Annotated in this window: 14 protein-coding genes; 9 read left to right on the top strand and 5 right to left on the bottom strand. The window is 64.2% G+C overall.

Features of this window, described 5'->3' with window-relative positions:
• Positions 1 to 10: 10 nt before the first annotated feature.
• Positions 11 to 1,639: an amidase gene (locus HF955_RS10020; RefSeq protein ID WP_291075007.1), complete on the top strand. Its 1,629-nt coding sequence runs from the start codon at positions 11 to 13 to the stop codon at positions 1,637 to 1,639.
• Between the two features lie 3 nt (positions 1,640 to 1,642).
• On the opposite strand, the gene HF955_RS10015 is transcribed toward HF955_RS10020, so the two are convergent.
• The 4 genes from HF955_RS10015 to HF955_RS10000 form a co-directional block, all read right to left on the bottom strand.
• A complete protein-coding gene (locus HF955_RS10015) occupies positions 1,643 to 2,314 on the bottom strand; it encodes a glutathione S-transferase family protein (RefSeq protein ID WP_027837869.1) in 672 nt (223 codons plus the stop codon).
• A gap of 99 nt (positions 2,315 to 2,413) precedes the next feature.
• Positions 2,414 to 3,625: a Gfo/Idh/MocA family oxidoreductase gene (locus tag HF955_RS10010; protein WP_291075006.1), complete on the bottom strand. Its 1,212-nt coding sequence runs from the start codon at positions 3,623 to 3,625 to the stop codon at positions 2,414 to 2,416.
• 104 nt (positions 3,626 to 3,729) lie between these two features.
• Entirely contained in the window at positions 3,730 to 4,596 is an 867-nt protein-coding gene (locus HF955_RS10005; protein WP_291075004.1) for an SDR family oxidoreductase, read from the bottom strand.
• Between the two features lie 27 nt (positions 4,597 to 4,623).
• A complete protein-coding gene (locus HF955_RS10000; RefSeq protein WP_291075002.1) occupies positions 4,624 to 5,865 on the bottom strand; it encodes an aspartate aminotransferase family protein in 1,242 nt (413 codons plus the stop codon).
• A 116-nt stretch (positions 5,866 to 5,981) separates the two neighbouring features.
• Here HF955_RS10000 and HF955_RS09995 point away from each other — a divergent pair, with 116 nt between their 5' ends.
• The 5 genes from HF955_RS09995 to HF955_RS09975 all read left to right on the top strand — a co-directional run bounded on the left by HF955_RS09995 (position 5,982) and on the right by HF955_RS09975 (position 8,602).
• The gene (locus HF955_RS09995; RefSeq protein WP_291075000.1) at positions 5,982 to 6,158 is read left to right on the top strand and encodes a hypothetical protein; all 177 of its coding nucleotides are present in this window, start codon (positions 5,982 to 5,984) and stop codon (positions 6,156 to 6,158) included.
• A 188-nt stretch (positions 6,159 to 6,346) separates the two neighbouring features.
• On the top strand, positions 6,347 to 6,823 hold the full coding sequence (locus tag HF955_RS09990; RefSeq protein ID WP_291074998.1) for an SspB family protein: 477 nt from the start codon (positions 6,347 to 6,349) through the stop codon (positions 6,821 to 6,823).
• Between the two features lie 15 nt (positions 6,824 to 6,838).
• Positions 6,839 to 7,294, top strand: a complete 456-nt coding sequence (locus HF955_RS09985) for a PaaI family thioesterase (RefSeq protein ID WP_291074996.1) — start codon at positions 6,839 to 6,841, stop codon at positions 7,292 to 7,294.
• On the top strand, positions 7,294 to 7,725 hold the full coding sequence (locus HF955_RS09980; protein WP_291074995.1) for a PaaI family thioesterase: 432 nt from the start codon (positions 7,294 to 7,296) through the stop codon (positions 7,723 to 7,725). The genes HF955_RS09985 and HF955_RS09980 overlap by 1 nt, the downstream gene beginning before the upstream one ends.
• A 106-nt stretch (positions 7,726 to 7,831) precedes the next feature.
• Positions 7,832 to 8,602, top strand: coding sequence for a siderophore-interacting protein (locus HF955_RS09975; RefSeq protein ID WP_291074993.1), 771 nt, complete (start codon positions 7,832 to 7,834; stop codon positions 8,600 to 8,602).
• On the opposite strand, the gene HF955_RS09970 is transcribed toward HF955_RS09975, so the two are convergent.
• Positions 8,599 to 9,981 (bottom strand): cytochrome P450, encoded by a 1,383-nt coding sequence (locus HF955_RS09970; protein WP_291074992.1) that lies wholly within the window; start codon positions 9,979 to 9,981, stop codon positions 8,599 to 8,601. The two genes, HF955_RS09975 and HF955_RS09970, sit on opposite strands and share 4 nt — an antisense overlap.
• Positions 9,982 to 10,168: 187 nt before the next feature.
• Here HF955_RS09970 and HF955_RS09965 point away from each other — a divergent pair, with 187 nt between their 5' ends.
• From HF955_RS09965 to HF955_RS09955, 3 genes are all read left to right on the top strand, one after another.
• Positions 10,169 to 11,398, top strand: a complete 1,230-nt coding sequence (locus HF955_RS09965; protein WP_291074991.1) for a cytochrome P450 — start codon at positions 10,169 to 10,171, stop codon at positions 11,396 to 11,398.
• A 356-nt stretch (positions 11,399 to 11,754) separates the two neighbouring features.
• Entirely contained in the window at positions 11,755 to 13,701 is a 1,947-nt protein-coding gene (locus tag HF955_RS09960) for a DEAD/DEAH box helicase (RefSeq protein ID WP_291074989.1), read from the top strand.
• 294 nt (positions 13,702 to 13,995) lie between these two features.
• Complete coding sequence (locus tag HF955_RS09955; protein ID WP_291074987.1) at positions 13,996 to 14,760, top strand: enoyl-CoA hydratase; 765 nt, start codon at positions 13,996 to 13,998, stop codon at positions 14,758 to 14,760.
• The last annotated feature ends 329 nt before the right edge of the window (positions 14,761 to 15,089 follow it).

Raw genomic sequence — 15,089 nt, 5'->3', positions numbered from 1 at the left:
GGCAGAAACCATGAAACAGCTGATCACCGCCGCCATGTCAGCGCTCGCCCTGGCCGCATGCTCGCCCGCCGAAAGGCCTGGCACAGGAGAGACGCCCATGCCGGACAGCAAACCGCCCGTCAGCTATGCCGCCGAAGGCTGGCCCGCCAAATCCCTGCCGGAACTGGCCGAGGCCCTGAAAGCCGGCGAGGTCTCCGCCGAAGCCCTGACCCAGGCCTATCTCGACCGGATCGAACAGGTCGACCGGAGCGGCCCCACGCTGCAGGCGGTCCTCACCCTGAACCCGGACGCGCTGGAGGCCGCCCGCGCCCTCGATGCCAAACGCGAGGCCGGCGAGCCGCTCGGCGCACTGCACGGCCTGCCTCTCCTGATCAAGGACAATATCGAAACCGCCGACGCCATGCCCACCACGGCGGGCGCGCTGGCCCTGAAGGACAATCTCACCGGGCGAGACTCGCCGCTGATTGCGGGCCTACGCGCGGAAGGCGCGATCATTCTCGGCAAGTCCAATCTCAGCCAGTGGGCGAATTTCCGCTCGAACAGCTCGATGAGCGGCTGGTCTGCCCTGGGCGGTCAGGTCCGAAATCCGCACATGCTGGACCGCAATCCCTGCGGCTCCAGTTCCGGGTCCGGCGCGGCGGCCGCCGCCTCCCTCGCCGCCGGAACCGTTGGTACGGAGACCAATGGCTCGATCATCTGCCCCTCCAATGTGAACGGCGTGGTCGGCTTCAAGCCTACGGTCGGCCTTGTCTCGCAGGATTTCATCATCCCGATTTCTTCCTCACAGGACACGGCCGGCCCGATGACGAAAACGGTCATGGGCGCAGCCATGATGCTCAACGCCATGGCGACCGGCGAGGCAAAGACGGACTATGCTGGCGCGCTCGACGCAGCCTCCCTTGAGGGCGCCCGCATCGGCGTGCTGCGCAGCGCGCAGGGCAGCAACCCGCACATCCAGGCGCGCTTTGACGCCGCTCTGGCCGACCTCGAAGCCGCAGGCGCAATTCTCGTCGACATTGACTCCTTCGACATGCCGGACGGTTTCTGGGGCCAGGCGTTTGACGTCCTGAAGTACGAATTCAAGGCCACGCTGAACACCTACCTGGCCACCACGCCGGACGCAGTCACCGCCCGCTCCCTGACGGATCTGATTGCGTTCAACACCCAGAATGCCGACACGGAACTGGCCCTGTTCAACCAGGACATTTTCGAACAATCCGACGCGATGGAATCCCTCGATTCCGATGGCTACCGTGAGGCCCTCGCCGTCGTCCAGTCCGCCACGCGCGAGAATGGCATTGACCGCCTGCTGACGGAACATGATGTGGTTGCCCTCGTCGCTCCGTCCGGTCCGCTCGCCCCGCGCGTCGACCCGGTCAATGGCGATGTCTGGCCGGATTGGGCGGGCGCCGGTTATCTCGCCGCCATTGCCGGATACCCGCACCTGACCGTGCCCATGGGCCGTGTACGGGGCATCCCGATCGGCCTGTCCTTCATGGGCGGCAAGGATCAGGACGCGCGCATCCTCTCCCTGGGATACGCCTATGAACAGCGGACTCAGGCGCGTGCCGAACCGCAATACTATCAGACGGCAGAGGACCTGCCCGAAATCGCCGAGGCCATGCGCCGCCGCGACTAGGCGCTAGAGCAGGATCGTGCCCTTGCCATCCTTCTCCAGCGCGCGCTGATAGGAGGGATAGGCCCGCATCTGCTGCAGGAAACGGTGCGCATTCGGATAGTTTCCGGCATCCATTCCGGCCCGGTGCGCGGCCAGCTCCATGGAATACCCCATCACGATGTCGGCGGCGGTCAGAGTGTCGCCGGCAAACCAGGTATGTTTGCCCAATGCTTTCTCTATCTCGGTCATGAAGGCGCTGAGGCGCGGCCCGAAAAAGGCCTTGTCCAGGCCGCCGACCAGCATCTTCGCGGCTGGCTTCAGGAAAAAGGGCGCCCGGGCCGTCATCGCCATCATGACGAATTTGTTGGTCAGCAAGGGTTGCAGGCTGCCTTGCGAGGCGTGGAACCAGAACAGATAGTCCGCCCGGTTCGGCGTGCCCGGCGCCGGGCGCAGACGCCCATCATCATGCTTGTCCAGGATATAGTCGACAATCGCATTGGTCTCCGCCAGCGTGACATCGCCTTCACTGATACAGGGCGCGGTGCCGAGTGGCGATACGGCCTTGTATTCTGCCGGGGCCAGCCGTGTTTTCGGGTCGCGGTCATACAGTTTGACCTCATACGGCACACCCAGCTCTTCCAGCAGCCACAGGATGCGGATGGATTGCGACTTTTCGAGATGATGCAGCGTGATCATGGATTGGCCCCTCAGCCCAACAGGAATGACAGGTCAGACTGTAGGGCGCGGCGCGTCCGCGTCCAGCCGGGATCACGTGGGGGAAATGCGAATTTCCCGCTACAGGTCCAGCGGAATCTCGCGCCCTTCCGCTGCAGACCGGTAGATCGCCTCGATCAACGCCATGTCGCGCAGGCCCATCTCGCCCGGCGTGATGATCTCGGTGTCATCGCGGATCGCATCGGCCAGATGATCGCACTGGCGGGCAAACTGCACATTCGGATCGCCGGGGTTCAGATCATCCACCATGCCGTCCCGCGTCAGCCGCATCTTGTGGCCGCCATAGCCGGTTGCCGGTTGCATCAGCAAAGTGCCGGCCTCTCCGTCCACACGCGCCATATTGTTGCCGGGCGAGGTATCATAGGAGGTGAACAGATGCGCCGTGGCCCCGGACGGGAAGCGCAGATCGGTCGTCACTTTCGAAAAGATCTGTTCGAAGCGCGGATCCCCCGCAGGCTGTTCGGTCACGGCCTTTACCGCCACCGGCATCTCGCCGGACAGGTAGAGCGCAGACTGAAGGCCATAGATGCCGTAATCCTCCAGCGGTCCACCCCCGGCCAGCGCCCGCACGACGCGCCAGTTTTCAGATACGCTGGTCGGCCCCATGCGATAGGTCTGTGCCGTCTCGATATGCTTGATCTTGCCGACTGCGCCCTCTCGCATCAGCGCCATGGCGCGCAAATTGAACGGCTCGAAATGACAGCGATAGGCAATCATCAGCTTGCGGTTCGCGGCCTCGGACGCGGCAATCATCTGCGCGCATTCTGCCGCTGACATCGCCATCGGCTTTTCGCACAGGACATGCTTGCCGGCCGCAAAACTCTTTTCCGTCCATTCCAGGTGCAGGCCCGTCGGCAGCACATTATAGACCGCTTCGACGCGGTCATCCTCCGCGATGCGGTCAAAATCCTCATACGAATAGATCGCATCTTCCGGCAGGCCATAGGCCGCGGCCACCTTTGCCGCCTTTTCCGGGTTGCCGGACACCACTGCCGCGACATGGCACCGGTCCGCGGCGGCCAGGGCGGGCAGCACCTTGCCGATACCATAACCGCCCAGTCCCATCACCGCGAAGCCCACGCTGCCCGCTTTTGGTGCAGGCGGCGGACTGTCCGGCAGTTCGCCCCAATTCGGCCACGGCATGCCGATGGCCTTTGCCGGGATCGCGCCGCCGCCTTCCGCGCTGGCACAGCCCGCGATCCACGGGGCCGCCGCCAATGTCGCGGAACTCAGCGCGATGAACTGCCTGCGAGAGTGAATCAAACCGGTCATGAAGGCCTCCCTGAAAGTCGCCTTTTTGTTAGCGCTACCCAGAGAGAACCGCAGGCTGCCGGGTCGGTCAAGGCGAAAGCCGGTGTGCGGCGATCACGATCCGGTCAGAGCAAGCCGGGCCCTGACTTTCTCAGTCGCTCGACCACGGCGCCGACATGATACTTCATTGCATCCGGTCCCATCGGGGCCTGCCGGGCAAATTCGTCACGGACTTCATCGGCCCGCTTCTCCGCCGCCAGCCAGGCAGACGGTTCCGGCACAATCAGGAATGTGCCGCGCGCAATCTCGTCCAGCGTGTGCCGCGCCACCTCCAGCGGCGGTTTGCCTTCTGCCATCACGGCGCGCGCCAGCGCGCTGCGGCCCTCATCGGCAGACATCCCGGTCGCCGCCGGGCTGGTGTCCGGCATGTGGGTTGCGGTCAGGCCGGGGCACAGCACGCTGACGCCGATGCTCTCTGGCAGCTCGGCGCGGAATACATCCCCCAGCGCCAGTACGCCATGCTTCGACGCCGTGTAGAACCCGTTGCCCGGATGCTGCAGGCCCAGCGCATGTTCCGATGCGGTCAGGCAGAGATGCCCGGCATGATCGGCCTCGATCATCCGCGCAGCAAACGCTTTCGCCGTCGCCCAGACGCCCTTCAGGTTGACGCCCATCGTCACGTCGAATTCGGCCTCGCTGGCCTTCATCAGGGGACGCGCCACGCTGATCCCGGCATTGGCGAAAACGAGGTCCACACCGCCCAGCCAGTCCCAGGCATCTCCGGCCATGGCCTCGACGCCGGCAACATCCGCCACATTGCAGGCAATGGCCCGGGCGGCATCGCCCAGCTTTGCCGCCTGCGCTTCGGCGGCGTCCTTGTTGATGTCCACGATCACGACACGGCCGCCATCGGCCACCATCGCCTCGGCCAACGCCGCGCCGATGCCGCTTGCACCGCCCGTAATGACCGCCGTCCTGCCCCGGGTTTCCATCCCGTCTCCTCCCCTTTTATCCGTCGTCTAGCTGTAGCGCGCCTCGACCTTCTCGCCGGCCTTGCCCGCCTTCACGGCGTCCAGGCTCGCTTCCAGATCAGCCAGATACGCGTCCGCCACATCGGCATGTTTCGGGCTCAGCATCAGGTGCAGGCTCGGCGGCTCCTTGGTCACGGAGGTAAACCAGCCGCGCCGGAAGATTTCGCCATACACCGCGAAGGCATGGGCATCGGGATGGTAAAAGGCCATCAGGCCCAGCATCGGGTTTCCGACAATCTCGAAGCCGAGCCGCCTGACCCCTTCCTCCATTGTCTCGCGTGTCGCGCAGACCTGACCCTGCAGCCTTTTGTAGCCTTCGACGCCCAGCGTGTTCATCACGCCCCAGGCCGCAGAGATCGCCCCGCCCGGCCGTGTACCGGCCAGCGTCGGCGTCTTCATCGGTGCGCCGCTCCAGCCGGCCATGTCGAACGGCATGTGCGCGTAGAATTCCTCGGACCGGAACAGCACGGTCGAGGCGCCCTTGGCGCAATAGCCGTATTTGTGCAAATCCGCGCTCATCGACTTCACGGCCGGCACCTCGAAATCGAAGGCCGGCACCGGCACACCATTCATCCGTGCAAAGGGCGCGAAATAACCGCCAACGCAGGCATCGACATGCAGCCAGACATCCTTCTGGCCCGCCACGTCTCCCAGCTCCTCTATCGGATCGATGATGCCATGCGGAAAGTTCGGGGCCGAGCCAACCATCATGATCGTGGCCGAATCCACGGCCGCGCCCATCGCCGCCGGATCGGCTTCATAACTGCCATCCGTCTTCAGCGGCACGCGCCGGATCTCGATATCCATCAGGTGCGCCGCCTTGTCGAAGGCCAGGTGCGCCGATTGCGGCAGCACGACATTCTGGCCTTCGCGCGGCTGGCCCCGGCTGCGCGCAAAGTCACGCGCCGTCTTCATCGCCATGGTGATCGAATCGGTGCCGCCCGACGTCATCGCCCCGGTGGCCCCATCCGGCCCGTGCAGCAGGGAGAGGCCCATGCCGATGACCTCCTTCTCCATCTGCGCCAGGCTCGGAAAGGCCAGCGGGCCGAGCCCGTTCTCCGCCATGTAGAGTCCATAGGCCTCGTGCTGGACCTTCGAGATGTCCGGTCCGGCATTGAAGACATAAACCGCCGTGCGTCCGTTGCGCCATTGCGCATCGCCTCCGCCGCGCGCGATCATTTCGGCGCGCACCTCGCTCCAGTCACGCCCCTGTTCCGGCATGGTGATCATGTGTCGTGTCCTCCCTCGTGCCGGTGCTCCGGTCTGCTGTCTCCAGCCTAGAGGGATTGCGCCGCGACGCAACCAACCGCGCCGGAATGCGTTGACCCGGCATGAAGGAGAATCCCATGACCCAGCAAGCTGACCCGAAAGACCGCAAGCGTGACGACGACACGCCGCCCCATCACAAGGAAGTCCGCCCGGCAGGCGCGGAGAACATGGAACACCCGCCCGAGGAATGGGACGAAGTGGATGAGGAACTCGACGAATCCTTTCCCGCTTCAGACCCGCCGGCGAATTACTAACAGGATTTAACATGGCCCGCGCGGCCGTCCGGACCCCTGTGACAACAGGGACTTATCCACAAGGACTGCCGCGCGAGCCGCATTTTTTTCCTCGCCCCTTGTGCGAAGCCCGTTGCGGCCCCCTGCCCGCGCCCTTACTGTAGGCCTCTCAGAAAAGACCATGACAGACCCGGGGAAACGGCGCGCCCATGACTGACTATATCGGCTACGAAGCACTCACCCAGGCAGCCATGCGCGGCGTCGTCCGCGAAGCCCTGCGCCAAGGCTGCAACAGCAACGGCCTGCCGGGCGAGCATCATTTCTACCTCACCTTCCGCACCCGCGCGCCGGGCGTGAAGATCGCCGACTATCTGATCGAGCGGTTTCCGGAAGAGATGACCATCGTCATCCAGCATCAGTATTGGGACCTCGAAGTGCATGACAGCCATTTCGAGATCATCCTCAAATTCTCCGGCGTGCCACAGCATCTGCACATCCCGTACGCAGCCATCACGCGCTTCGTCGACCCGTCCGTCAATTTCGGCCTTACCTTCGAATCGCCCGACAAGGACGCCTCCGTCATTTCGCCTGCCGGGGAAATGGATGCGCCGGAAGCCGGCAGCGCCGCGCCCGCAGAGGATGAGCCCGGCACGGTCGTCAATCTCGACGCATTCCGCCGGAAATAGGGCCCGGCACATTCCATGTCTGACACGGAAAAACCCCGCGTCTCGGACGCCGAGATGCTCGCACGCTTCCAGAACTCGAAGAAGCGCCCGCCCTGCTCCGACACGCTCGGCATGCGCCTCGTCGAGGTCGAACAGGACGCCCAGCGCATCCGCATGGACTTCGATGTCTCGCCAAGTTTCGCAAACCCGACCGGCGCGGTGCAGGGCGGCTTCATCTCCGCCATGATGGACGAAGCGATGAGCACCTGCGTGATCATTGCTTCCAACATCACGATGACGGCGCCAACGCTTGAGATGAAGACCAGCTATCTGCGTCGTCTGATGCCTGGCAAGGCTAGCGTCGACGCCCGCATCCTGCGCATGGGCAAGTCGGCCGCCTTCATGGAGGCCGAATGTTTTGACGCTGACGGCAAGCTGGTCGCCAAGGCGACCGCCACGGCCATCCCGATGCTGTTCAAGCGGCTGGGCTGATGGGATTCGACAAGCGCGCCTTCTGGCAGGATCTCCTGACGCGCGACGACCTGCCTGCCGCTGCGAAGTTTCTCAATTTTCAACTGGTTGATCTGGATGTGAAGGAAGGCTGGGTCGAGGCCGCCTTCACCCTGCCCCCCGAAGCGGGCAATCCGGCCGGCGACGGTCAGGGCGGCTTTGTCTCTGCCATGCTGGACGAGGTGATGAGCATTGCCGGCTCGATCGTACAGGACGGCCCGGCCATGGCGCCCACCCTGCAGATGACGACCAGCTATATCCGGCCCGTTCCTGTCGGCCAGCGCCTGATCGGCCGTGGCGAGTGCGTCCGGCGGGGGCGCGCCGGCATCTTCACCCAGGGCTTCCTGCGCCGCGAAGACGGCGCCCTGCTCGCCCAGGCCACCGCCAGCTGCATTCCCCGCGCCCTCGGCTGAGCCAAAAGCGCGCCATTTCAGGCCAAAATCCGCACGCATCCTTGATCCCGCCTGCACAGACCATATCTGTGATTGAGAATTATTCTCAATACAAGAATGCCTGTCCATGTCCTCACCCGGTTTCGCCGAAGCCCTTGTCCTGCGCACTCAGCAGCTGACCCCGCACATGTATCGCCTGACCTTCCGGTCAGAGTTCGCGGCAGATTTCACGCTCGGCGCGCCCGGCCAATACCTGAAAGTTCTGGCCCCTGCCCTCGGCGAGGCTGGCCCGCCCGTCTTCGATCCCGACACCTACAAGTCCCGGATGCGCACCTACACGCTGCGCCATGTCCGCCCGCAGGTGCAGGAATTCGACATCGATTTCGTCGTGCATGGCGAGGAGGGCATTGCCGGGCCGTGGGCAAAACAGGCCAAGGCTGGCGACCGTATCCTGATCTCGCGCCCCGGCACGCTGAAATTCACCGGCGAAGGGGCCGACTGGCATCTGTTCGTGGCGGACATGGCCGCCATCCCGGCGGCCGCCATCGAACTCGAAGGCCTGCCAGAGCATGCGGTCGGCGATGCCTTCTTCGAAATCCTCAGCGAGGCAGATCGCCAGCCCGTGCGTGCGCCAGCCGGAATCAACATCCACTGGATCATCAAGGCCGACTCCCACGCGCCGAGTGACGAGCTGATCGATGCTGTCCGATCCGTCACCTGGCGTGACGGCGCGCCCAGCGTATTCGTGGCCGGCGAATTCTCGATCGCCGGCACCTTGCGTTCATTCTTCCGCAAGGAACGCCCCACACGGAAGGACCTGACCTATGTCAGCTCCTACTGGAAACTCGGACTGATCGAACCCGAACACAAGATGTTCAAGGCGCAGGCGGCGGCCTAGGCCGTCTCCATCGCCTTGACCTGCACCCGGGTCGGGCGCGACTTGCCCTTGCCGTACAGATTGACCTTCAGCTTCGAGATCGCGTGGACCAGCGCGTTCGGCCCATATTTGATCTCTCCGGTAAACTCGACGTCCGGGAAGCGCTGGAAAATCTGCTCATAGGCCACACGCAGCTGCATCTGCGCCACGCGGGAGCCGAGGCATTTATGGATGCCATGGCCGAAGGCAATATGCTTGTCGACATTGTCGCGCATCATGTCGAACCGGTCCGGGTCCGGGAAGATGTCCGCATCCCGATTGCCTGCGCCATACCACATGACCACTTTCTCATCCCTGGCGATCCGCTGGCCGTTCAGTTCGGTATCTTCCAGCGCGGTGCGGCGCATGTGTTTCACCGGCGAAATCAGGCGCAGCGCCTCATCCGACATGCGCGGGATCAGCGACGGATCGTCCAGCACCATGGCGCGCTGGTCCGGCCATTCGGTCATCAGCTTGATCGTGCCAGACAGCGAATTGCGCGTCGTGTCATTGCCCGCAAAGATGATCAGCAACCAGGAGCCATCGAGAAATTCCTGTGGCAGGTCTTCATCGTCCAGCTTGGAATGGGCGATCACGGTCAACAGGTCTTCCCGCGGATTGGCGCGGCGGTCGGCCATCACCTGCGCGCCATAGGCAAACATGTCCTCGACCACTTTCTTGAAGCGCAGCGGGAACAGCGGCTCCCCCAGGAATGTCCGCCATGGATTGGCCATGAACTGGCTGGCCATTTCAAGATAATGCATCCAGTGCACAATCTTCTGGCGGTCGGCCTCGTCCACGCCCAGCATTTCGCACAGGGTGAACAGCGGCAACTGGTTCGAGAACAGCTTGACGAAATCGACCTCCGGCCCGTTCGCTTCCAGATCGTCCAGCAATGACTCGACCTTGACGCTGACCTTTTCGCGCAGCTGCTTCACATAGGCCGGAATGAAGAAATCCTTCTGCTGGATGCGCATCTGCATGTGGCGCGGCTCGTCCATGGAAATCAGATTGTCCATCGCCGCCCGCACGAGAATTTCCGGTTTCCAGTGCTTGCGCGGCGGAACGGCCAGATTGATCCCGCCCCGCTCTGACGAAAAGATCTGCGGCTGCAGCTCGACGGCCTTGATGTCTTCATAGCGAGAGACCGACCAGAAGCCCGTGCCGCCCCGCCCCATCCTGGACCACATGACCGGCGCTTCGCTGCGCATTCGGGCATAGAGGTCGTAAGGGTGGCCCTGCGTCCAGGAATTCGGATTCCACAGCTCGAAATCCGTTTCCAGCATGGGATAGGCAAGTGGGTTTGCCGGCAGTTCCGCGCCGGTATCCTCAAGAATGGCGTCGCTGACCAGTCTCGTCATGGCTTCCTCCGAGTCATGTTATGCGTTGCAGTATCCGCCGCTGTCCCTACGACACTCAAGGGGCCAATCCGGCTTTTTCCATGTCCCGCCGAAACGGCCTTCGCGCAGCGTCACCCGCGATTTCCGGTCTGATCCATGTTACATGTTGCGGATCGATCCGGCGCAAAGACCGGACAGGGAGGAAAACATGGCCGACGACCAGCGCACGCCGCCGCTGCCGCAATCCATTATCGAGGTCACAGCATTTGCGCCGGATGCGCGCTCCGATCCGCACCCGAAACTCGAAGCCCTGCGCCACAATTGCCCTGTCATGCGCGACGAAATCGCAAAGACCTGGTTCCTGACGCGCTATGCCGACATTCGCGAAACCGTGAACGACCGCAGCTTCGTCCGCCATCCGCTGAATTCCGAAGAAGGCTCGATCTCGCGCCAGCTGATCGAGGACGATGAAAACCCGCGCCGCACCTCCATCCTCTTCCTGGATGACCCGGATCATGCCCGTGTCCGCCCGCCCCTGGCGAAAGCCTTCTATGCGCGCATCCAGAAGATGAAGCCCCAGATCGAGGCGATCATTGACGAGACCATCAACGCCGCGCCGGCATCCGGCCGGTTCGACCTGATGGCCGACATCGCCGTGCCGATCCCGGTGACGGTCATTGCGCGCATTCTCGGCGTGGACGAGGAACGCCTGCCCGATTTCCGGCAATGGTCTGAAGACATCATCCTCAGCCTCAATCCCGTGCGCACCCCGGAAGAGACCGAACGCATGGAACGCGGCAGCCACGCGCTCGACGCCTATTTCACCGAACTGATGGAGGCCCGCCGCAAGGTTCCCGGCGATGATCTCATCACGGACATGGTCCAGTTGCAGGCGAGCGGCGACGCGCCCCTGTCAGATGACGAGCTGCGCATCAATCTCGGCGCGCTGCTTGTCGGCGGCAACCTCACCACGACCGACCTGATCGGCAATGGCGTCTGGCTGTTCCTGACCCATCCGGATCAACTGGCCGCGTTCAAGGCTGACCCGGCCCTTGGCGCCCAGGCCGTCGAGGAAGTCCTGCGCTATGAAGCCCCGGTCTCGGCCACGTCCCGCATTGTCGAGGCTGACAAGCCGGTTGCCGGCTGTCCGATGAAGGCACGTCAGGTCGTCTTCTGCTCGCTCGCCTCCGCCAATCGCGACGAGTCCGTCTTTGATGCGCCCGAGGCCTTCGACATCACGCAAAAACGCGCCAGCCATATCGCCTTTGGCGGCGGCCCCCATATCTGCATAGGCGCGCCCCTGGCCCGTATCGAAGCCCGCCGCGTCTTCGAAAAACTCTTCGCGCGCTATCCGGACATGCGCCTGCCGGACCAGGACCTCACCTGGCGCGCCCTCCCCTTCTTCCGCGGCCTCGAGCGACTGGACGTGGAGGTTTGAGTTTCACTTCGCAAGATTGGGAGAGGAATGGCTTCACTCTCCCAAACCGCACTCCCCGGGCTTGACCCGGGGCCCCATGCGGTGGCTCCGCCGGGCCGACCGCAGGAGACGGAACAAGACAGGTCCCGGATAGACACGGTCCATTCTCCACGGATGAAAGAACTACGTTCAAATTGTCATCCCGGAATTTGCGCCAGCAAATATCCGGGACCCACCAGCGGACTCTCCCCTCACCCCCCAACCACCCACCTGCGCGCGGTTTATGGCGCGCCGGGCAAAAACGTGTCATAGGGGCCGAAATCTTCCCGCGCTGCGCACGCTGCTGCGCCCTTAGCGCCCCTGAAAGTCCCTGCCCCATGACCGACACCTCCCTTATCCCATCGGCGCTTGCCGAGGCCCTCGCGCAGCGTGGATACGACACGCTGACCCAGGTCCAGTCCGCCGTGATCGAACAGGATCTCGCCGGTCAGGACCTGCTCGTCTCCGCGCAGACCGGTTCCGGCAAGACCGTCGCCTTCGGTCTCGCCATGGCCGCCGACCTGCTGGACGGCAATGAGCGATTTGACCGCCCGGACACACCGCTGGCCATCATCGTCGCCCCGACGCGGGAGCTGGCGCAGCAGGTCTCCCGCGAACTGGACTGGCTCTATGCGCCCTCCGGCGCGCGCCTGACGACCTGCGTCGGCGGCATGGACATGCGCGACGAACGCCGGGCGCTGGGCCGCGGGGTCCACATTGTTGTCGGCACGCCGGGCCGCCTTTCAGACCATATCCGCCGTGGCTCGCTCGACGCTTCAAAGGTGCGCGTCGTCGTGCTGGACGAAGCGGACGAAATGCTGGACATGGGCTTCCGCGAAGAACTGGAACACATCCTCGACGGCACACCGGAAACCCGCCGTACCCTGATGTTTTCCGCCACGGTTCCGAAAGGCATCGCCGCCCTCGCATCGCGCTACCAGAAGGATGCGCGGCGCATCACCACGGCAGCAGAGAAGTCCCAGCATGTCGACATCGACTATCGCGCCTTGCTGGTCGCGCCGGGCGACGAGGAAAACGCCATCGTCAACATCGTCCGCCATTCCGACAGTGAAACCGCCATCGTCTTCTGCACGACGCGCGCCGCCGTGAACAAGCTGATGAGCCGCATGGGCAATCGCGGCTTCCCGGTCGTCGCCCTGTCGGGAGAGCTCAGCCAGAAAGAACGCTTCAATGCGCTGCAGGCCCTGCGGGACGGCCGCGCGCGCGTCTGCATCGCGACCGATGTTGCTGCGCGCGGGCTGGATCTCGAAAATCTCGGCCTTGTCATCCATGCAGACCTGCCGCGCGATCCCGCCACGCTGCTCCACCGGTCCGGCCGGACAGGCCGCGCTGGCCGCAAGGGTGTCAGCGCCCTTCTGGTCACTCCGCGCGCCCGCCGGCGGGTCGAACGCCTGCTGCGCGATGCAAAGATCGAGGCCAGTTGGGGAAAACCGCCGTCTGCAGATGAAATCAATGCACTGGACGATGCCCGCCTGATGGCCGACCCGATCTTCACCGAAGATGCCAGCGCCAATGAGGCAGAACTTGCCCGTACACTGATCGACACCTATGGCGCAGAACAGATCGCCGCCGCCTTCATCCGCCGCCAGCGCGCCGGGCGCACGGCCCCGGAAGACCTGCAGGACGTGGATGACCGCCCGCCATCGCGTGATCGGCGTGAGCGCAATGATCGCCGCGACCGGGACGATCGCGGCCCCAGAGAACCCCGCGAACGCCGCCCGCGCGAGCCCCAGCCCGGTTTCGAAAATGCCACATGGATCGGCCTCAATGTCGGGCGCCGCAAGAATGCCGAGCCGCGCTGGCTGCTGCCCATGCTGTGCAAGGCCGGCGGCCTGTCACGCGACGACATCGGCGCGATCCGCATCAATCCGGCCGACACCCATGTCGAGTTGAAGCCTGAAGCCGCCAAACGCCTGTTCGACACGATCAAGCCGGACGGCACGCTGGAGAAAGGCCTGCGCGCCTTCTCGCTGGATGGCCCGCCTGCCCCGCACGTGCCCGCCTCCGAAGCAAGGGAAGACCGCCCGCCGCCCCGCCGTGAGCGCAAGACCCCGAAGCCACCGGCCGCCGCAAAGGAAAAACCCTTCGATCCGCTGACCGACTACATCCAGGATGACCGCCCGGCCAAGAAAGCCCGCAAGGCGCCCCACATCCGCGCCAAGGACAAGCCGAAAGGCGGCAAACCCAAAGGCGGCGACCAGACCTACAAGCGCCCCATCAAGAAAAAGCCCTTCAAGAAGGGCCCGAAGAAGCCGCAGGGGTGAGGCGCTGACGGGGTCCCGGAATTTGGCTGCTGCACATTCCGGAATGACAAGTCAGGCGTGCACCAAATTCCTGTCATCCCGGAAAACGCGCAGCGTTTATCCGGGACCCGCTCCGGTCCACCTCCCCGGGCTCGACCCGGGGCCTCCCGAGGCGGCTCCGTACAGCCAGCCGCACGGGACTCCGGGTCAAGCCCAGAGATACGGGACCTATTCCCCCCTTCCCGCACCGTCAGAGATTGACGCCCGGCGCGCCAGCCCGCACACCCCTGCGGGCAACAAGACGCGGAGCGCCCCATGACAGACCACATCCAGACCAGCCTCGACAACCAGATCCTGACGCTCACCATCAACCGGCCCGAGCGCAAGAACGCCCTGACCCAGGCCATGTATGGCGCCCTGGCCGATGCCATTGTCGGCGCGAATGATGACAAGGCGGTCCGCGCCATCATCATCACCGGCGCAGGCGACATGTTCACCGCCGGCAATGATTTGGGCGATTTCGCTTCCGACATGGAGCGCAGCTCCGGCGAGCCGCCCGTCACGCGCTTCCTGAATGCCATTCGCGACGCCGACAAGCCGCTGATCGCCGCCGTCAACGGCCCGGCCATCGGCGTTGGCCTGACCATGCTCCTGCACTGTGACATCGCCTATGCGGCCGAGAGCGCCAATTTCCGCGCGCCCTTCACCGCGCTCGGCCTCGTGCCGGAAGCGGGCTCCTCGCTGCTCCTGCCGCTGTCTGTGGGCAATTCCATGGCCAATGAGATCCTGCTGGCGGGCCGCATCCTGACCGCGCAGGAAGCGCTCGACTGCGGCCTCGTCTCCCGCGTGGTGCCGGATGCCGGCCTGCTGGCCGCCGCCACTGCCTGCGCCCAGCAGGTCGCCGCCGCCGCGCCCACCGCCATCCGCCGCTCGAAGGCGCTGATCCGCGCCAATCGCGACGCCGTGAAACAGCGCATGGCCGAAGAGGGCAAGGCCTTCGCCGAACAGCTCAAATCGCCCGATTTCGCCGAAGCTGCCGCCGCCTTCGCGCAAAAGCGCAAACCGGTCTTCCAGGACTGATCTTTCGCAACAGCTCTGGGTCCCGGATAAACGCTACGCGTTTTCCGGGATGACAAGACGAGAAATCATATCCCCCTCCATTGTCATCCCGGAATTTGCGCTAGCAAAATTCCGGGACCCACTGCCCTCTCCCGCCGCCCGGACCTGATGCCGAGCGCGGGTATTCTGGCCGTTTCAGCCCCCTCTGACAGCCCCGTAATCGGGCCTGATTCCGGGGTTTTTTGACGCTTTTTCGCCCCGCTCCTCCGCAGACGGACGCACGGCCCGCCAAATTCCCCCACAACACCCTGTTTTAATAGAGTTTTCCGGGCTGCAAAATCCCCCTCTCC

This window comes from Hyphomonas sp. (assembly GCF_017792385.1).
In the GTDB taxonomy this organism is placed as follows: domain Bacteria; phylum Pseudomonadota; class Alphaproteobacteria; order Caulobacterales; family Hyphomonadaceae; genus Hyphomonas.
The sequence above is the reverse complement of the archived record's forward strand: the minus strand, read 5'-3'. Positions and strand labels throughout refer to the sequence as shown.